General features: G+C 35.5%; 22 protein-coding genes. 20 read left to right on the forward strand and 2 right to left on the reverse strand.

Translation table 11 applies throughout. The features are described 5' to 3' along the window. Positions 1 to 83 precede the first annotated feature (83 nt). On the forward strand, positions 84 to 1,163 hold the full coding sequence (locus HMPREF9013_RS05690) for an alanine racemase (RefSeq protein WP_006627428.1): 1,080 nt from the start codon (positions 84 to 86) through the stop codon (positions 1,161 to 1,163). Between the two features lie 27 nt (positions 1,164 to 1,190). Beyond that, positions 1,191 to 1,970, forward strand: a complete 780-nt coding sequence (locus tag HMPREF9013_RS05695) for a dimethylarginine dimethylaminohydrolase family protein (RefSeq protein WP_006627429.1) — start codon at positions 1,191 to 1,193, stop codon at positions 1,968 to 1,970. 101 nt (positions 1,971 to 2,071) lie between these two features. On the opposite strand, the gene trpS is transcribed toward HMPREF9013_RS05695, so the two are convergent. Next, a complete protein-coding gene (gene trpS / locus HMPREF9013_RS05700) occupies positions 2,072 to 3,070 on the reverse strand; it encodes a tryptophan--tRNA ligase (RefSeq protein ID WP_006627430.1) in 999 nt (332 codons plus the stop codon). 94 nt (positions 3,071 to 3,164) lie between these two features. Here trpS and spx point away from each other — a divergent pair, with 94 nt between their 5' ends. The 18 genes from spx (at position 3,165) to mscL (ending at position 20,271) form a co-directional block, all read left to right on the forward strand. Next, on the forward strand, positions 3,165 to 3,611 hold the full coding sequence (gene spx / locus HMPREF9013_RS05705) for a transcriptional regulator Spx (RefSeq protein WP_006627431.1): 447 nt from the start codon (positions 3,165 to 3,167) through the stop codon (positions 3,609 to 3,611). Between the two features lie 36 nt (positions 3,612 to 3,647). Further along, entirely contained in the window at positions 3,648 to 4,784 is a 1,137-nt protein-coding gene (mnmA, locus tag HMPREF9013_RS05710; protein WP_006627432.1) for a tRNA 2-thiouridine(34) synthase MnmA, read from the forward strand. Between the two features lie 5 nt (positions 4,785 to 4,789). Then, positions 4,790 to 6,973 (forward strand): SF1B family DNA helicase RecD2, encoded by a 2,184-nt coding sequence (gene recD2, locus HMPREF9013_RS05715; RefSeq protein ID WP_006627433.1) that lies wholly within the window; start codon positions 4,790 to 4,792, stop codon positions 6,971 to 6,973. A 238-nt stretch (positions 6,974 to 7,211) separates the two neighbouring features. After that, on the forward strand, positions 7,212 to 9,839 hold the full coding sequence (alaS, locus tag HMPREF9013_RS05720; protein WP_006627434.1) for an alanine--tRNA ligase: 2,628 nt from the start codon (positions 7,212 to 7,214) through the stop codon (positions 9,837 to 9,839). A gap of 57 nt (positions 9,840 to 9,896) precedes the next feature. Continuing rightward, on the forward strand, positions 9,897 to 10,169 hold the full coding sequence (locus tag HMPREF9013_RS05725) for an IreB family regulatory phosphoprotein (protein WP_006627435.1): 273 nt from the start codon (positions 9,897 to 9,899) through the stop codon (positions 10,167 to 10,169). Then, positions 10,166 to 10,588: a Holliday junction resolvase RuvX gene (gene ruvX / locus HMPREF9013_RS05730; protein ID WP_006627436.1), complete on the forward strand. Its 423-nt coding sequence runs from the start codon at positions 10,166 to 10,168 to the stop codon at positions 10,586 to 10,588. The genes HMPREF9013_RS05725 and ruvX overlap by 4 nt, the downstream gene beginning before the upstream one ends. 2 nt (positions 10,589 to 10,590) lie before the next feature. Continuing rightward, entirely contained in the window at positions 10,591 to 10,833 is a 243-nt protein-coding gene (locus HMPREF9013_RS05735) for a DUF1292 domain-containing protein (protein WP_006627437.1), read from the forward strand. Continuing rightward, entirely contained in the window at positions 10,830 to 11,894 is a 1,065-nt protein-coding gene (gene mltG / locus HMPREF9013_RS05740; RefSeq protein WP_006627438.1) for an endolytic transglycosylase MltG, read from the forward strand. The genes HMPREF9013_RS05735 and mltG overlap by 4 nt, the downstream gene beginning before the upstream one ends. After that, positions 11,894 to 12,355, forward strand: coding sequence for an NUDIX hydrolase (locus HMPREF9013_RS05745; protein ID WP_006627439.1), 462 nt, complete (start codon positions 11,894 to 11,896; stop codon positions 12,353 to 12,355). Before mltG ends, HMPREF9013_RS05745 begins: the two co-directional genes overlap by 1 nt. Beyond that, complete coding sequence (gene udk / locus HMPREF9013_RS05750; RefSeq protein WP_006627440.1) at positions 12,352 to 12,984, forward strand: uridine kinase; 633 nt, start codon at positions 12,352 to 12,354, stop codon at positions 12,982 to 12,984. The genes HMPREF9013_RS05745 and udk overlap by 4 nt, the downstream gene beginning before the upstream one ends. A 23-nt stretch (positions 12,985 to 13,007) precedes the next feature. Further along, positions 13,008 to 13,481, forward strand: a complete 474-nt coding sequence (gene greA / locus HMPREF9013_RS05755; protein ID WP_006627441.1) for a transcription elongation factor GreA — start codon at positions 13,008 to 13,010, stop codon at positions 13,479 to 13,481. Between the two features lie 44 nt (positions 13,482 to 13,525). After that, positions 13,526 to 13,981, forward strand: coding sequence for a ComEA family DNA-binding protein (locus HMPREF9013_RS07255; RefSeq protein WP_006627442.1), 456 nt, complete (start codon positions 13,526 to 13,528; stop codon positions 13,979 to 13,981). 118 nt (positions 13,982 to 14,099) lie between these two features. Then, positions 14,100 to 15,623, forward strand: a complete 1,524-nt coding sequence (locus tag HMPREF9013_RS05765) for a hypothetical protein (RefSeq protein WP_156780647.1) — start codon at positions 14,100 to 14,102, stop codon at positions 15,621 to 15,623. Then, positions 15,592 to 16,593, forward strand: a complete 1,002-nt coding sequence (gene holA, locus HMPREF9013_RS05770) for a DNA polymerase III subunit delta (protein WP_006627444.1) — start codon at positions 15,592 to 15,594, stop codon at positions 16,591 to 16,593. Before HMPREF9013_RS05765 ends, holA begins: the two co-directional genes overlap by 32 nt. After that, positions 16,580 to 16,915, forward strand: a complete 336-nt coding sequence (locus HMPREF9013_RS07260; RefSeq protein WP_006627445.1) for a serine dehydratase beta chain — start codon at positions 16,580 to 16,582, stop codon at positions 16,913 to 16,915. The genes holA and HMPREF9013_RS07260 overlap by 14 nt, the downstream gene beginning before the upstream one ends. After that, positions 16,861 to 17,769: an L-serine ammonia-lyase, iron-sulfur-dependent, subunit beta gene (locus HMPREF9013_RS05775; protein ID WP_083793778.1), complete on the forward strand. Its 909-nt coding sequence runs from the start codon at positions 16,861 to 16,863 to the stop codon at positions 17,767 to 17,769. Before HMPREF9013_RS07260 ends, HMPREF9013_RS05775 begins: the two co-directional genes overlap by 55 nt. Next, positions 17,763 to 19,919 (forward strand): peptidase U32 family protein, encoded by a 2,157-nt coding sequence (locus HMPREF9013_RS05780; RefSeq protein ID WP_006627447.1) that lies wholly within the window; start codon positions 17,763 to 17,765, stop codon positions 19,917 to 19,919. The genes HMPREF9013_RS05775 and HMPREF9013_RS05780 overlap by 7 nt, the downstream gene beginning before the upstream one ends. After that, positions 19,894 to 20,271, forward strand: a complete 378-nt coding sequence (gene mscL / locus HMPREF9013_RS05785) for a large conductance mechanosensitive channel protein MscL (protein WP_006627448.1) — start codon at positions 19,894 to 19,896, stop codon at positions 20,269 to 20,271. Before HMPREF9013_RS05780 ends, mscL begins: the two co-directional genes overlap by 26 nt. A 110-nt stretch (positions 20,272 to 20,381) precedes the next feature. On the opposite strand, the gene HMPREF9013_RS05790 is transcribed toward mscL, so the two are convergent. Continuing rightward, a complete protein-coding gene (locus HMPREF9013_RS05790) occupies positions 20,382 to 21,353 on the reverse strand; it encodes a hypothetical protein (RefSeq protein ID WP_006627449.1) in 972 nt (323 codons plus the stop codon). Positions 21,354 to 21,421 lie beyond the last annotated feature (68 nt).

Consider the following 21,421-nt stretch of genomic DNA (forward strand, 5'->3'; position numbering starts at 1 on the left):
GATTGTATTTCAACAGTATCATAAAACCAATAATTAACATTATGGTAAATATTCAAAGAAGTCATAGATAGAAGGTGAATGAAATGACTTATCCGAAATTTATTATTGATAAGAAGAAATTAAAAAATAATGCCAAAAATGTTTTAGGTATGTGCAATAAATTGGGAATTGAAGTTGTTGGAGTAGTAAAAGGGATAAACGGTCTTGAAGGCGTGATTAAAATATTGATTGATGCCGGGTTTAAAACTCTGGCTTCTTCTAGATTATCTCAATTAAGAAAAATAAAAGAAATTTCTCCAGGTATTTTAACGTATGGATTGCGCATACCAATGCTAAGCGAGGTAGATGAACTTGTTTCGTGTGCGGATATCAGTTTAAATTCTTCTGTAGAAGTTTTAAGAGAATTAAATAGAGCCGCATTTCAGCAACATAAAAGACATAATGTCATTATAATGATTGAATGTGGTGATTTACGAGAAGGAATATTTGACGAAGAGGAGCTTTTGAATACAGCGATTGAAGTGGAAAAAGAACTAAGTAATTTACACTTATTAGGAATTGGAACAAATCTAGGATGTTATGGATCCATTATGCCTACTCCGGAAAAAATGTTAGAACTGATTTCAAAAGCCGATAAGGTCAGTGAAGCCATTGGTCGCAAGATTGAAGTTGTATCCGGAGGGGCCTCTACAAGTCTTCCTTTGGTGGGAAAACAGATAATGCCAAAAGGGATTAATCAGTTAAGGATCGGGGATGCTTTATATATAAGTGATTTAGATGATTGCTTTCAGTATAAGGTATTCTCTGATGAAGATGAGGCCTTTACTTTACAAGCAGAAATCGTTGAACTGAAAGATAAACCTAGCCATCCAATCGGGACAATTGCGGTGGACGCATTTGGTAATAAAAAAGAATACGTGGATAAAGGGATACGCCGTAGGGCATTAATTGCGGTCGGAAAGCAGGATCTAGGAGATTGTTTCCATTTGCGCCCTTTGGATAAACGTATTGAGATTATTGGTGGAAGCAGTGATCACACCATTTTGGATATTACGGAATGCAAAAATAGGTATTGTTTGGGAGATATAATCAGCTTTCATGTCATGTATGAAAATTTATTGATGCTGAGTCAGTCTGAGTATGTAGAAAAAGAATACATTTAATTTTTAAAAAATATTTAGGAGGTGAGTATGCTCAAATTCAAAAATGCGATTGTTAGAAAACCTTGTCAAGCAATGATTGAAGGAATTAGTACTGGGATGTTCAGCCATGATAGACCGGTTTATGAAAAAGCGATCAATCAACATGCGGAATACGTTAAAGCAATGGAAAGTTTAGGTGTGAAAGTATGCGTTCTTGAATCTTTAGAACAATATCCAGACTCTTGCTTTGTCGAGGATCCGGCTGTGGTTTTAAAAGAATGTGCGATTATTACTAATTCACCAAAGGAAACAAGAAATGGAGAAAAATTAGAAATTGAACCGGTTATCAGAAAATTTTATAACAATGATCAAATTTATCATATTGAATCTCCGGGAACTATGGAAGGTGGAGATGTTATGTTGGTAGATAAACATTTTTATATCGGATTATCTGATCGTACTAATATAGCAGGGGCAAAACAGTTTGATGAAATTGTTTCGAAATTTGGATATACTTCTTCAACAATACCTGTGACAGAAGGATTGCATTTGAAGGATTTTGTAATTTATCTTGAAAATAATAATATGTTGGTCAGTGCAAAAATGAACGAAGTTCCGGAGTTTCAAAAATTTAACAGATTTGTTGTACCAACAGAAGAGATGTATGCCATCAATAGTTTATATATAAATGGAACAATTTTGGTTCCTGATGGATATCCAAAGACATTAGAGCATATTCAAAACTTGGGATATCCAATTCGAGTAGTCAATACTGATGAATTCAAAAAAATTGATGGAAGTTTGACTTGCTTGTCATTGCGTTTTTAAGAAGTAGGTATAGAACAGGTTTCAGAATCATGCAGAAGTAAATGTAAAGAAGACCAGGATGGAAAACTGGTCTTTCTTCTTAATTATGAAAAGAAGTATGTCTACTTCTTAAATTGAATGGTCATGCCCATCTTTTTTTGGACTTTTTCAAGTTGCTTATTGGCAAGATGATTCGCTTTCTTCGCTCCTTCTTTTAGAATTTCCTCCACACAACCTTCTGCTTCAATGCGTTTGTAGTTGGCTTGGATCATTTCTAATTCACGAGAAACACGATCCGCAACGGCTTTCTTAAAATCGCCATATCCTTTTCCTTCAAATTCTTTTTCAATGTCTACCATTGGTTGATTCTGATTTAAGGAAGAGTAAATCTGCATCAAATTAGAAATTCCCGGTTGATTTTCAGGATCATAATGCACTTTGGCAACCATGTCAGTAACCGCTGACATAATTTTTTTACGAGCTACTGCTGGATCATCTAATAAATAAATAATGCCTTTTTCACCATCATCTGATTTTGACATTTTTTTCTTTGGATTTTGTAAAGACATGATACGAGCCCCTACTTTTGGTACCATCGGTTCAGGAATTTGAAAATCGCAACCATATTTATGATTCATGCGTTCTGCTAAATCACGTGTTAATTCCACATGTTGCTTTTGATCATCACCTACCGGTACATAATCGGCTCCATACAATAAAATATCAGCCGCCATCAAAGAAGGGTAAGTGTAAATACCACCGGTTAAAGAAGTTTCCCCCTTGGCTTGTTTATCTTTAAATTGGGTCATTCGATTTAGTTCTCCCAGATAAGTGTTACTTGCCATGATAAAGCCAAGCTGAGCATGAGCCGGTACGTCGGTTTGTAAGAAAATGGTTGATTTTTTTGGATCAAGACCACAAGCTAAATATAATAAAATACAATCTCTCAAGTTTTTTTTCAGGATTTTGGGATCTTGGGGTACAGTAATGCAATGTAAATTAGCAATGAAAACAAACATTTCATAGTCGTTTTGTAGCTGTACAAAATTCTTTAAAGCACCAATATAATTACCTAAATGGATTTGTCCTGTTGGCTTAATTCCACTCAACATTTTTTTCATAAAACACCTCAATTCTTTCTCTATTTTGCCACAAGGGAAGATATTTCTCAATGAGGTAAATAATGCTATAATGGTCTTCACAAGGAGGTGAATTATGATTGTTGTTTATACATCGCCAGGTTGTGCCAGTTGTCGAAAAGTAAAAGCTTGGCTCAATGAACGTCACTTACCTTTTATAGAAAAAAACATTTTCAAAACTTTATTAAATGATAATGAAATTAAACATTTACTCATGCGTTCCGAAAATGGTTCAGATGATATTATTTCAAAACGATCCAAGGTGATTCAAGAAACGAATTTGGATCTGGATTCTATGACAGTGGATGAATTGGTTCACTTTGTTAAAAAAAATCCTTCGGTTCTAAAACGTCCGATCATTATTTCGGAGAACAGTTTCCAAGTCGGTTATGATGAGGAAGAGATGGGGGTTTTTGTACCTAGAGAATTACGAAAATTTGCCCATGAGGCTTGTGGACCGGATTGTCCCAATTATAAGCTTTGTCAGAATGGGTTTGAAGATTTACGCAAACAAGCAAATTGAAGTTTTGCTTGTTTTTTAATGCTATAATAGGAGCGTATGAAAATATTAGTAGGACTATCAGGCGGGGTGGATTCGGCCATTGCGGCTTATTTATTGCGGCAACAAGGTCATGAAGTGACTTGTGCTTTTATGCGTAATTGGGATAGCGTAGCTAATGGTGATTTTTCCGGAAATCCAACATTGAATGATCCGGTTTGTTCACAAGAATCGGATTATGCGGATGCTCAAGCGGTGGCGGATAAATTGGGATTGCCTTTATTACGAGTTGATTTTATTAAGGAATATTGGGATGATGTTTTTCAAACTTTTTTAAATGACTATAAAAAAGGTAGAACACCCAATCCGGATATTCTTTGTAATCGGTATATTAAGTTTGCGGAATTTATGAATTTTGCTCAAAAAAAAGGTTTTGAAACGGTGGCTACAGGGCATTATGTGAAATTAGGGTATGAAAATGGGCATGGTGTTTTAATGAAGGCTGATGATCGAAATAAAGATCAATCGTATTTTTTAGCTGAAGTTCATCGAGAGGTGTTGGATCATGTGGTTTTTCCTTTGGCGGAAATTGAAAAGCCAAAAGTACGAGATATGGCCTTTGAATTGGGATTATCCATTGCCAAAAAGAAAGATAGCACGGGCATTTGTTTTATTGGAGAAAGGAATTTCCGAGCTTTTTTAAGCAATTATTTGCCAATGAAGCCGGGTAAGATTATGAATATCGTGGAACAGAAGATTGTTGGGGAACATAAGGGTGTCCTTTATTATACGATTGGGCAACGGAAGGGTTTGGATATTGGCGGTATTGGTCCTTTCTTTGTGGTAGGTAAAAATGTGGAAACCAATACTTTGTATGTTGTGGATCAAGAACATCGTTCTTGGCTGAGATCTGATTCTTGTTTGGTGACACATGTTAATTGGTTGGCAGATCGAATGTTTCCATTAAATGGAGGAGCTAAATTCCGTTATCGCCAACAAGATCAAGCTGTTACGATGGAAAAAGTGGATGAACAAACACTTTTATTGAAATATCCCCAAGGAGTAGAGGCTGTGACACCGGGACAAGAAGCGGTGCTTTATGATGGAAATGTGATGATTGCTGGTGGACAAATTGACGTTGTTTACCAAAACGGACAAGATTTAATGGCTTGGATTGATCGACAAGGAAAGTGTTAAGTTTCATGGATGATTTGGTGGTTTTAACAGGTAAATTTAAGTATGTTCTCTTCCGTAATGAAGAGAATTTTTATACGGTAGCTAAATTTCATGATGATACTGAAAACAATCTATTAACCATTACCGGCTATTTTTCTTCCATAGAAGAAGAGATTGTTTATGAACTAAAAGGAATGTATTTAGATCATCCGAAGTATGGTTTGCAGTTTTCTTGTATAGAATCCAAAAAAATACCTCCTCAAGATAAAGAAAGCTATATCACGTACTTTAGTAGTGGAACATTTCCTTCTATTGGTAAAAAAACCGCCAAAAGAATTGTGGAAACATTGGGACTGGATGGCTTAGCAAAAATCAAAGAGGATCCCAATTGCTTAGACCTAGTTCCTTCTTTGACTCTTAAGCAAAAGAATTCCATTTTAGAAAATTTAGAAAAAGAAGAAGATGGTTTGGAAAAATTAATTCCATTATTAAGCATTGCAGGAATTGGTCAGACAAATCTTTTGAGTATTCATCGTTTTTATGGTAAAGATGCCTTTGAAAAAGTATTGGAAAATCCCTATCGCTTAGTAGAAGATATTCAAGGAATTGGTTTTAAAATGGCAGATAAAATTGGTCAATATTTAGGCATTGATAAAAAAGACGAAAGAAGAATTTATGCTTATATCCTTTCCTTAGTGGATAAAATGACCATGAATGGTGGTAATAGTTTTGTTGGTTATCAAGAATTATTGGAACATTTTATACGATTGAGTCATTTAGAAGAAGCTATTTTTTCAAGTGTTTTCAATCAAATTTTATTTCATGGTTCTTTAGTTCAAGAAGACGATCGTATTTATTCTTTAGCGCAATATGAAGCCGAGGTTGGCATTGCGAATGTATTAAACCAATTTCCATTGGAAACATTAGAAGAGTATGAAACTAAGGAGTTACAGGAAGAAATTCTTTCTTTGCAAAGAGAATTGGCCATTGTCTATGATGAAACACAAATTCAAGCGATTCATTATTTCTTTCAAGAGGATTTTGTTATTTTGACCGGTGGTCCGGGAACTGGGAAAACAACGTTGATACGAGCTTTTGTACAGTTATTTCGGCGTCTTTATCCGACCAGAAATGTGGTTTGTTGTGCTCCGACAGGAAGAGCAGCAAGACGTCTTAGTGAGGTGTCGGATACCAAAGCCACAACCATTCATTCTTTATTGCAATGGAACCTGGAGGCGAATGTTTTTCAGAAAAATGAAGAGGATCCGATTCAAGCGGATCTATTGATTATTGATGAGTTTTCTATGGTCGATCAGTGGTTGTTTTATCATATTTTACGAGCTTGCGGGCTTGTGAAAAAAATTTGTGTGATTGGTGATGAAGAACAATTGCCAAGCGTGGCGCCAGGGGCTATATTGAGGGATTTAATCGAGTCAAAGCGATTTGGATATCGCCAATTAACGCATATCTATCGTCAAAAAGAAGGATCGGAGGTCATTCGCTTAGCTTTGGATATTCGTCAAGAAAATCTGGATTTAATGAATTTTCATGAAGATGTTCGATTTGAAGAGTGTGCGGTTAATGAAATCAGACCAAAGATTCAAAAGGAGATTCAAAAGGCACTTGATGAGGGATTAAGTTTTGAAGATATCCAAGTCATATCTCCAATGTACAATGGTACAGCTGGCATAGAAGCTTTAAATTCATCTTTGCAAGAGTTGTTGAATCCCCATAGTGACCATAAAAAAGAAATTCATCATGGTTCACGACTTTTTCGAGAAGGGGATAAGGTTCTTCAATTGAAAAATCAACCTGATGATGATGTGTATAACGGGGATATTGGTTTTATTGAAGAGATCCGCATGGAAAATCCTAAACAACATGAATCTTTATCGGTCATTGTTTTATTTGGTGATCATTGTGTTGAATATTCGTATCAAAATTTGGATAAACTGAATTTAGCGTATTGTATTTCAATTCATAAATCACAAGGTTCGGAATATCCAATGGTTATTGTGCCTATTTGTAGTCAACATCGCAGTATGTTACGAAAACGATTACTCTATACAGCCATGACTCGTAGTTCAAAAAGATTATGGATTTTCGGATCGAAAGAGGAGTTTGAAAGAGGGATTCATTTATCAGAAAAAAATGTTCGAAAAACAACTTTAGTGCAAAGATTGACGCAACAAAATTCGTTTTTATGGTAGAATATCCTTAAATCGAGGATAGAGGATAAGTATTGATCTAAGGATGGAAAGAGAGTGGGGGAAAGCTGAAAACCCATCATTCTTAAGTTAAGAAAGCTCCCTCTTAGAGTATGAAAACATACCGTTGATCGCGTTATTGATCGTTGAGTGTATTTATTCTTGTTAGAATAAGTGAATCAGGATGGTACCGCGCTAGACGTTCCTGTAAAAAGGAACTTTTTTTTATGGAGGAAAACATATGTCAATGAAAAAAATAACCGGTAATGAAACGCGTCAATTGTTTTTAGATTTCTTTGCGTCAAAAGGTTGTATGATCGAACCAGGGGCTTCTTTAGTGCCTCATGATGATCCGACTTTATTATGGATCAATGCCGGAGTGGCGGCTTTAAAGCCTTATTTTGATGGGCGTAAAAAACCGATTAGTCATCGAATCTGCAATGCTCAAAAATCCATTCGTACCAATGATATTGAAAATGTGGGGAAAACAGCTCGTCATCATACCTTTTTTGAAATGTTAGGAAATTTTTCTATTGGTGATTATTTTAAGGTGGAAGCCATTACTTGGGCTTGGGAATTTTTAACTTCCAAAAAATATATTGGTTTTGAACCAGAACGATTATATGTGACGGTTTATCCGGATGATCAAGAAGCCATTGATACTTGGATTAAAGTGGGAATGATACCGAGCCATATTCGTAAAACCGAAGATAACTTTTGGGAAATAGGGCGTGGACCTGGTGGACCTGATACAGAATTGTATTATGATCGTGGAGAAAAATATGATCCACAAGGAAAAGGGGAAGAATTGTTCTTTCAGGATCTGGAAAATGATCGCTATATTGAGGTTTGGAATATTGTCTTTTCTCAATATGATTGTCATCCGGGAGAAATGCCAAGAAGTGAATACCCTGAATTACCACAAAAAAATATTGATACAGGAATGGGCTTAGAACGCTTGGTGGCTCTGATTCAAGATGGGCAAACCAACTTTGATACGGATTTATTTTTGCCGATTATTCATGCTACGGAAAAATTAGCGAGTGTTTCTTACCAAGAGGAGAAAGCCAAGATGGCGTATCGTGTGATTGCGGATCATATTCGTACGGTTACGTTTGCGATTGCGGATGGAGCGATGTTTTCAAATGAAGGCCGTGGCTACATTTTAAGAAGAGTGTTAAGAAGAGCGGTTCGTTTTGGTTTGAAGATTGGTATTGAAAAGGCGTTTATGTACCAATTGGTGGAAGTGGTCGCTAGAAACATGGAAGCTTATTATCCTTATGTGGTGGAGAAGATAGATTTGATTGCAAGGCTGGTTAAGGTAGAAGAAGAATCATTCCATCGCACTTTATCCATGGGAGAAAATCTTTTGCAATCGGCTATGGAACAATATCAATCTGAAAAGAAGTTGCCGGGAGAAGTGGTTTTCCGATTATACGATACCTATGGTTTCCCTTTTGAATTAACTAAAGAGATTTCATTTGAGGCAGGATATGAAGTGGATGAAGAAGGTTTTAAAGCTCAGATGGAAGATCAAAAGAAACGAGCTCGTCAAGCCCGTGGTGAGATACAGTCCATGCGTGGACAGTCGGAAGATTTGTTAAACTTTCAAACGGAAAGTCATTTTGTGGGCTATGTTCAATCAGAAGTTACTTCTAAAATTACGGCGTTATTTAGGAATGGAGAGCGCATTTCATCTTTGCTAGGAGAAGGCGATGTAGTTCTTGCGGAAACAGTTTTCTATGCGGAAAGTGGAGGACAATGTGCGGATACCGGTATCTTATGGCTTGGGGATCATAAAATCTACGTGAGTGATGTTCAGAAATCTCCTAATGGTCAATTCTTACATCATGTGAATAGTGATGTGGAATTGAAAGAGGGAATGGAAGTAAAAGGATGCTTTGATGTTAAAAAACGTGAATTGACACGAGCCAATCATTCTTCTTTGCACTTATTACAAGCCGCTTTAAAGAAAGTGTTAGGAGATCATGTGGCACAAGCCGGTTCTTATAATTGTCCAGATTATGCCCGTTTTGATTTTAATCATTTTGAAAAAATGAGTGAGGAACAATTAAGAGAAGTAGAAAACTTGGTGAATGAAAAGATCATGGCGCATATTCCGGTTACAACTGAAATTTTACCGATTGAGGAAGCGAAGAAATCAGGGGCGACAGCCTTATTTGATGAAAAATATGGCGATTTTGTTCGTATCGTTACCATGGGAGACTTTTCAAAAGAATTTTGCGGTGGAACACATGTTAGTAATACCTCAGAACTAGGGCTATTCCATATTGAAAGTGAAGAAAGCGTCGGTTCCGGAATTCGTCGTATTACTTCTACCACAAAGAAAGTGGCTTTGCGGCATTTTAAAGAAATGGAAGACTACTTGAAAGAAAGCGCTTCTTTATTCAAGTTGAAGAAATGGAATGCTCTTCAAGATCGAATTCAAATGGTGTTGGAAGAAAACATGGCTTTACAGCATCAGATCAAAGAATTAAAAGATGAAAAAATGAAGATGGAAAGTGAAGCGGTTTTAGCTAAAAAAGAAGAAATTCATGGCTTAAATGTACTCATTTTAGAGCTTCATGATCAAGATAATGCCGGTTTGAAGGATTATGCTGTACTGCTAAGAAATAAATTGGAAAGAGGGTTTGTTCTATTAGCTAATGTTACGAAAGATAAAGTGGTCTATGTGGCAGCGGCCAGTCAAGAGGCGATTGCGGCTGGGGTGAATGCTGGTCATATAGTGAAAAAAGTAGCGCAATTAACTGGTGGTCATGGTGGTGGTAAACCGGATTTAGCTCAATCCGGCGGCAAAGAAGTCGATCAAGTGAAATTCGCGTTAGAAAGTGTTCGTAAATCGCTATAATCTATTTTTAAAACCAATGAAATTAGTATAGAATGAAAGAAAAAAGGAGGATGTCCTATGAATGAGAAAAATCGTGAATTAACGGAAACTGTTAGTTTTAATGCAGAAGAGTTGCGTCGTGAAAATATTAAAGAAGTTCTTCAACATGTTGAAAAGGCATTGACAGAAAGAGGTTATAACGCCATCAATCAAATGGCCGGTTTTTTGATTTCAAATGATCCTGCCTATATTTCTTCACACAATAACGCTCGCAATATCATTCAATCTATTGAACGTCATGAGATTATTGAAGAATTGGTTCGTTATTACTTAGAGGGACAAAATAAGTGAGTAAATACCTGGGGTTGGATCTAGGCAGTGTGACGTGTGGCGTTAGTGCTTCAGAAACGGGTCTTATTGCCCATACGGTAGAAACGATTCGCTTTAAAAATGAAGATTACAATGAAGCTATGGATAAGGTATTAGCCATCATTGAAAGGGAAAAGCCTGATGAAATTGTGTTAGGCTATCCCTTACTTTTAAATGGTGATGTAGGTCCTAGAGCTCAGTTATCGGAGGAATTCAAGGAAGTCTTGGAGGAAGAATGCGGGTTACCGGTTCACTTAATGGATGAGCGGTTTACTACGGTAGAGGCGGAAGAAATTCTATTACAAGCAGATATTTCTCGTAAAAAAAGAAAGAAAAAAATAGATCAATTGGCGGCGGTACAAATTCTCCAATATTATTTAGACCGCATTGGAAAGAGGTAATCATGCAAGAAGATCGTATGTGGATACAACTGGAAGATGGAAGTGAAAAAGAGGTTCATATTCTATTCACCTTTGAAAAGGATTTTAAAAACTACGTTGTTTTTGAAGATATTGAAAACAAGGATGGTACTGTCTATGCGTATCTTTATGATGAAGATCATCAATTAACCGCTATTCCAATGGAAGATATGGAAATGGTGGAAGAAATGATCGGAGCTTTTAGTGAGGAGGACGAAGAAGAATGAAGAAATTTCTCCGTTTTTTCGTCTTTTTAGGCGTTGTTTTATTGTTAGGGGCTTTTTCATATGGTGGTTATGGCTACGTAAAGGTTCAACGACCAGTAAGTTCTATTTCTCATAAACAAGTTTTTGTGATTGAGACTAATGAAACACCAAAAACAATTTATAAAAATTTAGAAAAACAAGGATTGATTTACAACGCGAATTTTGCTCAGTTATACGCTAAAATCCATAAAATAGGTCAATTTAAAGCCGGACACTTTGAAGTGGATCGATCTTGGGATCTAAAAACTTTAATTATGACTTTATCTGATTTGAAGAAAGCTCAATCCGGCTTAAATAAAGTGAGTATTATTGATGGATATTGGGCAAAGGATATCGCTAAGGCGATTGCGGCTAAAACTGATCTGCAAGAGAAAGAATTATTGCGACTTTGGAAAGATAAAAATTGGATTAAATCTATTCAACAAAAGTATCCTTTTTTAACAAAAGATATTTTTAAAGATTCTATCCGATATTCATTAGAAGGTTATTTGGCGCCAGCGACATATTCGTTTGATCGAAAAATGAGTGCTGAAGGGGTGACCAAAGTTATGCTGGATCGTAGTTTGAAAATTTATCGAGAGCATGAAAATGAATTTAAGAAATCTTCATTATCTTTGGCAGAGGTATATACGTTAGCTTCAATAGTACAATATGAATCTGGTTCTGATTTAAAAGAAGGAAAAGTGATTGCAGGTATTTTCTTGAATCGGTTGAAGGCGAATATGCCGCTAGGTTCTTCTTCTAGTGTATGTTATGCGATGGATGTGGAAAGAGCGAAAGGGGATTGGAAAGCTTGTGAAGTGAATTCCAAGGTGAAGTCGCCTTATAATACGTATCAAAATAAAGGATTACCTCCGGGACCAATCAATCAGCCTGGAGAAATCGCTTTGAAAGCGGTATTGAATCCTGAGAAAACGGATTATTTGTACTTTATGCACGATGTCAAAACAGGGAAGGTTTATTACGCTAAAACCTATGAAGAACATCAAAAGAATGTTAAAGAACATTTGGATTTGAAATAATGGTTGAAAGCAGCGTTGTGTATTTATTTCGTGATGATCAAGTTTTGATGTTGTTACGGAATAAAAAGAAGAAAGATGTTAACCAGGGAAAATGGATTGGCGTTGGCGGCAAAAAAGAGAGGAATGAAACCATAGAAGCGTGTGCTATTCGGGAAGTTTACGAAGAAACAGGTTATTGTGCATTAGATATACAAGAAATGGGCATGATCGATTTTGTATATCCAAAGTTTAATCTGGAAAGAATTCATGTGTTTCTTTGTAAAAATTTTGATGGTGAAAAAAGAGAATGTTTAGAAGGTGAATTGCACTGGATTGATCGTTCAAAAGTTTCTTCATTAAATCTTTGGCCAGGTGATCATTATTTTCTACCAAGGATTTTCATGAAGGATTGTCCCTATTTTCATTATGAAATGAGCTATGATGAACGAGGTTCATTGATAAAAGTGAAGGAGTTAATATGAGTAAGCCCATTATTATTGGTATTGCAGGTGGCAGTGCTTCAGGAAAAACCACCATATCGAGAACGATTCAAGAACGTTTTAAAGAAAGAACTTCTGTCGTGACGATTCGCCAAGATGATTATTATAAAGATCAATCACATTTAACGATGGAAGAAAGGATTAAGACCAATTATGATCATCCATTTGCGTTTGATAACGCATTGTTGATTCAACAATTAATGGAATTATTAAATCGTCGATCAATCGAAAAACCAACGTATGATTTTGTGAATCATACAAGAAGTTCCATGACAGAAGTCGTTCCAGCTTGTGATGTTATTGTGTTAGAGGGCTTATATGTGTTAGAAGAGGAAGAGATTCGTTCTCTTTGTGACATCAAGATATTTGTTGAAACCGATGCAGATGTTCGCTTCATTCGTCGCTTGGTTCGTGATGTGAAAGAAAGAGGACGTTCTTTAGATTCCATTGTCACTCAATATATGACCACCGTTCGTTCCATGCACAATTTATTTGTAGAACCAAGCAAACGTTATGCGGATGTCATCATTCCTGAAGGGGGTCGTAATACGGTTGCCATTGATTTGATTACGACAAAAATTGATAGTATCCTCAATATAATGATGGTATAATTTAACGGATTAAGGAGTAGTTTATGTCGGAAAATAAAATTTACGTTACCCAAGAAGGCCTTAAAAAATTACAAGATGAATATAATCATCTTGTTCATGTTGTTCGTGAACAAGTGAAAACGGAATTGGCAGAAGCTCGTGCGCAAGGCGACTTAAGTGAAAATGCGGATTATGACGCTGCTCGTGAAATGCAAGCACAAGTGGAAGCTCGGATTGCGGAGTTAGAAATCAATCTTCAAAATTACGTTTTAATTGATACGACGAAGACGAAAGATTCTACTACCGTTCGCATTGGTGCCACCGTTCAATTGGAATTTTTAGATACCAAAGAAGTGAACGAATATATGATTGTCGGTTCTACGGAGGCTGATCCTTTAAATGGTAAGTTATCAAACGAAACGCCTTTGGCTCAAGCTATTTTAGAGCATAAAGTGGGAGATACCGTTTTTGTTAACGTAGGGAAGCCATATCAAGTGATTATTATTTCGGTTAAATAAGGGTTTTAAAATTAGAAGGGAATACGATAAGAGGGGTGTTTCGAATGAAACGGTTGCTTATCGTTTTTTTATGTCTTCTTTCTTTTTGCCAATCGCAATCATATATTGATTTTCGTGAGATCAATCAAGACAAAATTCATATTGTGATTGTTACAGAACAACAGGAAAGAAAGGAAATGATGGTAAAAGTGAATAGTACCATCAAAGATATCGCCAAGATGATTCCGATTGACTTTCAGAAACGAAGATATAATCCAAATCAAGTTCTCCATGACGGAGATGTCTTGTTTTTAAATTCAAAAGTGCCTTCAAAGATCTCTTTAAATGAAGCCGACTTAAAAGAATTGATGAAGCTAAAAGGTGTTGGTAAAAAGATGGCACAAAGAATTTTAGAATATCGGAAAGAAAAAGGTCTTTTTCAAAAATTAGAAGATTTACAGAAGGTAAAAGGAATCGGAGACAAGAAATATGAAGAACTCAAAGATCAGATTACTTTATAAAATTATTCAGGAATCTTCTTTAGAAATAGCGATATTTTCTATTTGTATTTATATGTCACCTTATCGACTTTTTTCAGTATTGGCCTCGTGCCTTTATTTTTTACTAAAGTATCATCAAATGATGTATATGCTTGTGTTTCCTTTGTTGATATTCCCTTGTCTTATTCAAATACCCATTCAATTAAACCATTTGACTTTGATTGAGAAAAGAGAGGCTTCTTCTCTTATGTTAGATTCCTTTGGTCAAACCGTCCTGGTTCGAAAAACTGTTGAAGATCCTTTAGGAAGTAGCTATTCCATAAAAGGAAAGATAGAAAAAATAGATAGGAAAGATTTCTTTTCACTTCCTTTTCAAACTCAAAGACCCAGCCTCAAACCGAAAGTAATAAAGAGACTTCAAAAAGGACAGGGATACTTGGCTTATTTTGAAAAAAGAATAAAAGAAGTGCCGTTACCATATCAAAGATTTTTTCAATCAATTTTATTAGGTTATTACCAAAAAGGTTGTTTTCATGGTTTTGCTTGGATTGGATTTGTTAAATTGCTTTCTTCATTTTTTCGATATCGTTTGGATAATATCCAAAGAAAAGGAATGGAAATGGGATTGTATAGTTTGATTTTAGGTTTTTTAAAGTACCACCCTTTACTGGTTTTATATCTATTTCGCCATTTGATTTCTTTTTTAAAATGGGAAAGGTCGGATCAATATGGTTTACTACTGTATGGTAGCTTATTACTATTTCATCAAGAATTATTATCCTTGGGAATTTTAGTTTCTTTATTTTATCAAAGTGAATTTCTTTGGCGTTTGAAGAAAAAGGAGGCGTTTTGTTTACGGCTTTTATGGTCTATGTATGTCTTTGGTTCTTTTCGAATTGAATTATCCATCGGTTTTTCTTTTTTTCGTAAAGTACAAGCTTTTATGTATTTGAGTTGTTTGTTTTATTTATGGACAAAGCTGCCTATTTTTTTGGAACTGATTCAACTATACATCAAGCAATCGCTTTTTTTAGAAAGTTTTCGGATTGGGTATTCTTTTTCTTGGTTATGGTGGATTTTTATTTTTTTAGCTTTATCCATGAAAAGAAAAATAATTTATCTGGGAATATGTCTCTTTTTGATGATGATGAATACTTATCTTTATCGTCAAGTTTTAGTGTTGAGCTTGCAAGGATTACCATTAATGGTGTTACAGGAAGGTAGAAAAATAAGGGTTATTCATGCTGGTCAACAGCTAGATTCTTTTTTAGAAAATTACCAAAAGAAGTTTCCTTTTCAAGATTATGTATTGGTGGATGGAAGAAAAAAAGTTTTTGAAATAAGATGCCAAAAAGAAACTTTCTTATGGAATCTATCTGAGAATGTTTCAGGCTATCAAAGTCGATACTTGATTTTAAGTCAAACGAAAGATTTGATTAAAAAGATGGATCAAAGTGGTGCTAAAATGATTCTGTTTCCACGTTCTTTAACCATCAGTCAAGAAAGATTTTTAAAAGAAAATCATAAAGCGTATTTTTGTTTAGAAGAAGAGAAAGGCCTTCAGTTTCTTTTTTGGAAATTTGGCACACAAATTCGAACAGGGAAAGGGAATTTTGTTATAATGAGAGCTGATGAATCACGTGTTTTTGATCAGTGGAGATGATCGCTGTCGAAAGGAAGAATATCTTTCCTTTTTAAAACAAACTAAAGAAATTGCGGATGGCGAAGTAGAAATTTTTGATGCTTCAAAAGTGAAGTATTTTTCTTTTCCTCTGTTTTTCCGTTCTTTAGCCAGTCGAAGTTTATTGGTCAATGGAAAACGGATGGTTATTTTAAAGGATGCTTATTTTTTATCGACTTGTCATACCAAAGGGAATGATGGGGATCTGGAGTATTTTCAAAGAGAAATGAGTTTGTATCTAAAAGATCCAAATGACCAAATTGTTTTGGTCATTTACATGGATGAAGAAACGTTAGATGCTAGAAAAAAGTTAGTGAAATTTCTTAAAAAAGAAGCTATTGATCAACAAACATTCATGGCGTTAAAACCATGGGAATTTCCGGCTTATGCTAAAGAACAGTTGCATAATGAAAAGATTTTCTTGGATCAAGAGGCTTTTGAGGAACTTTTGCTTCGAGTTCAACATGATCGTTTTTTGCTGAAAAAAGCCATCGAAAAACTGCAATTAGTGCCAAAGAAACGATATGGTGTAAAAGAGATTGAAGAGATGATCAGTTATTCGGTTGAGGTGGATGTTTTCGCTTTGGGAAATGTGTTTTTAGAGGGAAACTTAAAAAAGACTTGGAAAATTTTAAGACGGTTTCAACAAGCGGGTTTGGATACGCAAGCACAAATGGCTTTATTGGCTTTTCGCATTCGAAATTTATATGATATAAAAGAATTATTTGAATTGGGTTATGATGAAGAAACCATAGCCATACGCTTAAGGATGAAACCTTATGCCATTCGAAAAGGATTGGAATCCTGTTCCTGTTGTTCCGCTTTATCTCTTCTTAAAATTCTTAAAGAATTAGGAGATTTAGATCAGGAAATCAAAACGGGTAAAAGGGATCCGAAGCAGGGATTTGAATATTTCGTGATTAGAAATGGAAGGACTTATGCAGGCGATTAGAGAGTTATATAAAATTGGTCGAGGACCCAGTTCGTCACATACCTTAGCTCCGGAAAGAGCATGTCGCTTATTTGTTCAAGAATTTGGAAACTATCCATATTATGTGGTGGAACTATATGGTTCTTTATCTTTGACTGGAAAAGGACATAACACGGATTTAATCATTCAAGAAACGCTGCCCGGTGAAGTGGAATTTAAGTGGAATTTGGAATGGAAAGAATCGTTTCCGAATGGTTTTTATGTAAAAGCATTGAATGAAAAAAAGAAGTGGAACATGTCTGGACGGTTTTTTCTTTGGGAGGAGGAAGTATTCAGGTTTTAGAGAAACACTTTGATTTTAATGATGAAGTTTATCCGGAAAAGAATTTTAATGAAATCAAAACTGTTTTAGAAAAAAAACAGTGGGATTTATTGGATTATGTTTTATTTTATGAACCGAATATCTTAAGTTATTTAAAGGAAGTCATTTTAGCAGAAGTGCATAGTGTTTCCAATGGTTTGCGTAGTGAAGGTCTTTTGCCCGGAAATTTGAAATTGGCTCGTTCGGCTAAGGATTTGTTTGAGCTGGCGAAGGGGGATGAACGACTCCAAATCATGTCGTATGCGTATGCGGCTAATGAAGAAAATGCGTCTATGAAAACGGTAGTAACCGCACCGACTTTAGGGGCTTGTGGCATTATAGCGGCGTTATCTTATTATTTAGTGGTGGATCAGGGATATCCTGTTTCAACAGTAGCGAAAGCATTAGCGGTAGGTGGTGTTTTTGGAAATGTCATTAAACAAAATGCGACTATATCGGGAGCTGTAGGAGGTTGCCAAGCGGAAGTGGGATCAGCTGTATCCATGGCTTGTGCTATGTTGGCATGGATTCGCAAGGAAAATTTAGAAGTTATTGAATCCGCAGCGGAAATTGGGATGGAACATCATCTGGGGTTGACTTGTGATCCGGTACAGGGCTATGTCATGATTCCTTGTATTGAAAGAAATAGCCAAGGGATAGTAAGAGTATTTGATTCAGTTCATTTAGCAACTACTTTAAGAAAAATCAAGAAAGGTCGTATTGATTTTGATACGATTGTGGAGACCATGAATGAAACAGGTCGTGTGATGGCGGTTCAGTTACGAGAAACATCAGAAGGTGGCTTAGCTAAATTTTATAAGGAGCCGGAATGTTAGATAAAAAAGTCGAGTTATTAGCTCCCGCCGGAAGTATGGATAGTTTGATGGCAGCCATTGAAGGTGGTTGTGATGCTGTTTATTTAGGCTTATCTTCTTATTCAGCAAGAGCTTTTGCAGAAAATTTTTCGTTGGATCATATTGCTGAAGTGATTGCCTATTGCCATATTCGAGAAGTACGGGTTTATGTGACGATGAATACCTTGATTTATGAATCAGAGTTTAAAGGGATTCAAAAAGCGGTAGATATTTTATATCAGGCGGATGTGGATGGTCTATTAATTCAAGATTTGGGCTTATATCATTATGTTCAAACCGTGTATCCTGATTTAGATTTACATTGTTCAACGCAAATGCACATTCATAACGTGGCTGGAGTTCGTTTTATGAAATCACAAGGGGCTAAGCGAGTTGTAGTGGCTCGGGAAAGTTCTTTAGAGACGATTCAAAAAATGTGCCAAGAAGGTATTGAAATAGAAGCTTTTGTGTATGGGGCTGTTTGCATTGCGTATAGTGGACAATGTTTAATGTCTTCTTCCCTAAAAAATCGTTCCGCAAATCGAGGAGCTTGTGCGCAAAATTGTCGTCTGAAGTATCACAAGGATGGTGTTTGTTCAAAAGATGGTTTCTATACTTTAAGTCCTAAAGATTTGAACGCTATAGAATTGGTGCCGAATTTAATTGAAGCAGGTGTAGCCAGTTTAAAAATTGAAGGAAGAATGAAAAATCCGGCATATGTTTATACCGTGACGAAGGCTTTTCGTGAAGCAATTGATGCTTATTATGAAGGTCGATCGTATCGTTTATCTAAAGAAAGAGAAACGGAGTTATTGAAATTATTTAACCGCGGTTTTTCTAAGGGGCATTTGACTCACTCTTCTGTTATGGAAAGAATGGCACATGATCGACCAAATCATCAAGGAATTCATTTAGGAAAGGTAAAAGCCGTTCATGGTCATTATATTGAAGTTGCTTTACAAGAAGAACTAAAACAGGGAGATGGTATTCGAATTTTATCGCAACCGAAAGATATTGGTTTTATTGTTAATAAAATGGAAAATAAAAGAGGACTATTGATCAATTTAGCTAAAAAGAAAGAAGTGGTTCAAATTTATTGCCCTGAAGGATGGCCTAAGGTAAAAGACGAAGTACGCTTGACCAGTGACATTCGCTTGTTGGAGAAAGTATCTTCTATGATTAAAAAACATCAACGTCGGATTCCTATTTCTATTCATTTGATAGGAAAAGTTGGTCATCCTTTGCGGGTATTGATTCAAGATCAAAAGCATGAATTTCAATTAGAAACAGACATGCGATGCCAACGAGCTTTGAAGCAACCTTTAGGGGAAGAAAGATTAAAAGAAGCTTTCTTGCAATTAACGGATTCGGCCTATCGTTTAGATCACTTTTCGTGTACCTTAGAGTCTATTTTTTTACCAATGAAAGAAATTCATCAATTAAGACGAACAATGCTAAAAAAATTAGATGAAATTCGTTCGATTTTTCATAAAAGAAAAGGAAAGCAAGCCTATCATATTGAATTAAAAGATCCAAAATACCAAGGAGAAAGAATATTGGTTCAAGGAACGATGGCCTCTATTCCGGGTCGTTATTTAACAGATAATGATTATACGGCTGTTGTAGATGAATCTTTAGAAGGACCCAGTTTTCATCAAAATCAAGTGTTGAATGAAATGGGGGATCTGTATGGAGAAAGAAAATGTTGTATAGCGGGGATGCCACTGAATATCAGCAATAGTTATGCGATCGCCTATTTTTTATCTCTTACAGGTATAAAGGCTGTTATTCTATCGAGTGAATTAAGTTCTATTCAAATTCGAGAGGCTATCCGGCATTTTGAAAGGCGCTATGGTTTTACGCCTTTTACGTATCAGTTTGTGTTTGGAAAAAGAGATTTGATGATCATCAAACAAGGTTTTTATGAAAAAAAGATTCGACAATTAAACGATTTGCAGGACAATAGATATGATTTATCCTATACTAATGAACAGGTGATTGTTCATGAACCGAAGAATTTCCATGCCCAAAATCAATATGCCCAAGGAAGTTATTTGATTGTGAATGAAAGCCTGGATAACGTAAATAAAATTTTGGAGGATGCGTATGAAGAACTTTATGAACGAATTTAAGGAATTTGCCTTAAAAGGAAATGTGATGGATTTGGCTGTTGGTGTCATTATTGGTGGTGCATTTCAAGCGATTATTAAATCGTTGATTGACAATATCATCAATCCAATCATCGGTATTTTATTTCAAGCTGATTTTAGTCAAGTGGTGATTCGCATGGGTTCTGTCAACTTGGGGGTTGGGGCTTTTGTTTCGACGATTATTAATTTTGTGTTATTAGCTTTTGTATTATTCTTGATGGTGAAAGCGATCAATCAATTAAAGAAGCTAAATCAGGAAGAAGAGAGCACTCCTGAAAAATCTGAAGAAGCTCAATTGTTAGAAAAGATTTTAGAACAGTTGAAGAAAAATTAAAATACGAATTAAACCTATGTCATCATAAGAGTACATAGGTTTTTAAGTGCTGAATAACTCACTTTTTATATATGAAGAGTTTAAGTCATAATCCATGATGATTCATTTCTTTATGATTCCATCTTTGTTCGGCTTAACTCTTCTACAAATTTTTCTACATCTATTACCAATTTTCCATCCACATGGATTAGATGAATCAAAGGCAAGGGACTTTGTAAAATCCGATTTGCGTCAGATAATGGTTCGGGATATTGATAAAATGGTGCTCCTTTTGGAAAATTATTTTTCTGTTGCCATTCTTCTAATTCTTTCAGAAAACATTTATGAGATGGTAATTTAATTTGCTCAAATAGATTTTTGTCCAGAAATCTCACTAAGTGATATAAACCATGTATCTCCGGAATAAAACATTTGTCAATTTTTTGAATAGGATAGCCTTGTTTTTGGTGGGATTCACACAGTTTTTGCAAGCACTCGCTAATTCCATCCACCTCTTTTTTAGCCAGAAAAATAAAAAATCGAACATAGTATTCTGCTAGTCCAGTCATTTTTTTCTTGGTTAAAAAAGATTCGGCTTTTCCCATCACTGCTTTCAATCTTTCATCCTCTTTATAATAGATTGAATGGAGTAGGTTGATGACATTTTCAGTATAATAAGTTCCTTTGAGTAATGGTAATGTATGTGGAATAACAGATTGAATCACTTCAAAATCATTGCAGGCAAAACAGGTAAAAATTCCTTTGATGATGTTTCCTGTATAAGAGGTTCCACTAGGTGTCATTCCTCCCCTGAGTAGATCATTCCTACCGTTTTGCCACAGTGCGTTATTTAATTTTTTAAAATCACCTTCGCAGAAAGCGGAGTAATAACCAAAATATTGGATTCTATTAAGAACTAAATCGATATATAATTTTGTTTTTAATATTTCATTAGAAGAATTATTATATTTTTTTAAATGCTCTTCAAAAATTTGTTGATTTAATTTTTCGAAGTCTACTAGATTCTCCGGATGGGAATGGTTTCCCCATTTTTGATAATAATCCTCTCTCATCTTTTGGTATAACTTGATGTATTCTTTCATAATAAACTCCTTTTTTAATTCCTAAGCTCTCTAGTGTTTGAGGCTACTTATGGTGATTGAAGAAGATT

It is taken from the genome of Bulleidia extructa W1219, assembly GCF_000177375.1.
GTDB classification, from domain to species: Bacteria; Bacillota_I; Bacilli_A; order Erysipelotrichales; family Erysipelotrichaceae; genus Bulleidia; species Bulleidia extructa.

Bases quoted from the DNA above. Each gene is read 5' to 3' on its own strand.
- HMPREF9013_RS05780 (WP_006627447.1), top strand. From the start codon at position 17,763: ATGTTAGATAAAAAAGTCGAGTTATTAGCTCCCGCCGGAAGTATGGAT.
- alaS (WP_006627434.1), top strand. From the start codon at position 7,212: ATGTCAATGAAAAAAATAACCGGTAATGAAACGCGTCAATTGTTTTTA.
- udk (WP_006627440.1), top strand. From the start codon at position 12,352: ATGAGTAAGCCCATTATTATTGGTATTGCAGGTGGCAGTGCTTCAGGA.
- HMPREF9013_RS05735 (WP_006627437.1), top strand. From the start codon at position 10,591: ATGCAAGAAGATCGTATGTGGATACAACTGGAAGATGGAAGTGAAAAA.
- holA (WP_006627444.1), top strand. From the start codon at position 15,592: ATGAATCACGTGTTTTTGATCAGTGGAGATGATCGCTGTCGAAAGGAA.
- HMPREF9013_RS05745 (WP_006627439.1), top strand. From the start codon at position 11,894: ATGGTTGAAAGCAGCGTTGTGTATTTATTTCGTGATGATCAAGTTTTG.
- HMPREF9013_RS07255 (WP_006627442.1), top strand. From the start codon at position 13,526: ATGAAACGGTTGCTTATCGTTTTTTTATGTCTTCTTTCTTTTTGCCAA.
- HMPREF9013_RS05695 (WP_006627429.1), top strand. From the start codon at position 1,191: ATGCTCAAATTCAAAAATGCGATTGTTAGAAAACCTTGTCAAGCAATG.
- mltG (WP_006627438.1), top strand. From the start codon at position 10,830: ATGAAGAAATTTCTCCGTTTTTTCGTCTTTTTAGGCGTTGTTTTATTG.
- HMPREF9013_RS07260 (WP_006627445.1), top strand. From the start codon at position 16,580: ATGCAGGCGATTAGAGAGTTATATAAAATTGGTCGAGGACCCAGTTCG.
- trpS (WP_006627430.1), bottom strand. From the start codon at position 3,070: ATGAAAAAAATGTTGAGTGGAATTAAGCCAACAGGACAAATCCATTTA.
- HMPREF9013_RS05690 (WP_006627428.1), top strand. From the start codon at position 84: ATGACTTATCCGAAATTTATTATTGATAAGAAGAAATTAAAAAATAAT.
- HMPREF9013_RS05765 (WP_156780647.1), top strand. From the start codon at position 14,100: ATGATGTATATGCTTGTGTTTCCTTTGTTGATATTCCCTTGTCTTATT.
- mscL (WP_006627448.1), top strand. From the start codon at position 19,894: ATGAAGAACTTTATGAACGAATTTAAGGAATTTGCCTTAAAAGGAAAT.
- greA (WP_006627441.1), top strand. From the start codon at position 13,008: ATGTCGGAAAATAAAATTTACGTTACCCAAGAAGGCCTTAAAAAATTA.
- recD2 (WP_006627433.1), top strand. From the start codon at position 4,790: ATGGATGATTTGGTGGTTTTAACAGGTAAATTTAAGTATGTTCTCTTC.
- spx (WP_006627431.1), top strand. From the start codon at position 3,165: ATGATTGTTGTTTATACATCGCCAGGTTGTGCCAGTTGTCGAAAAGTA.
- mnmA (WP_006627432.1), top strand. From the start codon at position 3,648: ATGAAAATATTAGTAGGACTATCAGGCGGGGTGGATTCGGCCATTGCG.
- HMPREF9013_RS05790 (WP_006627449.1), bottom strand. From the start codon at position 21,353: ATGAAAGAATACATCAAGTTATACCAAAAGATGAGAGAGGATTATTAT.
- HMPREF9013_RS05725 (WP_006627435.1), top strand. From the start codon at position 9,897: ATGAATGAGAAAAATCGTGAATTAACGGAAACTGTTAGTTTTAATGCA.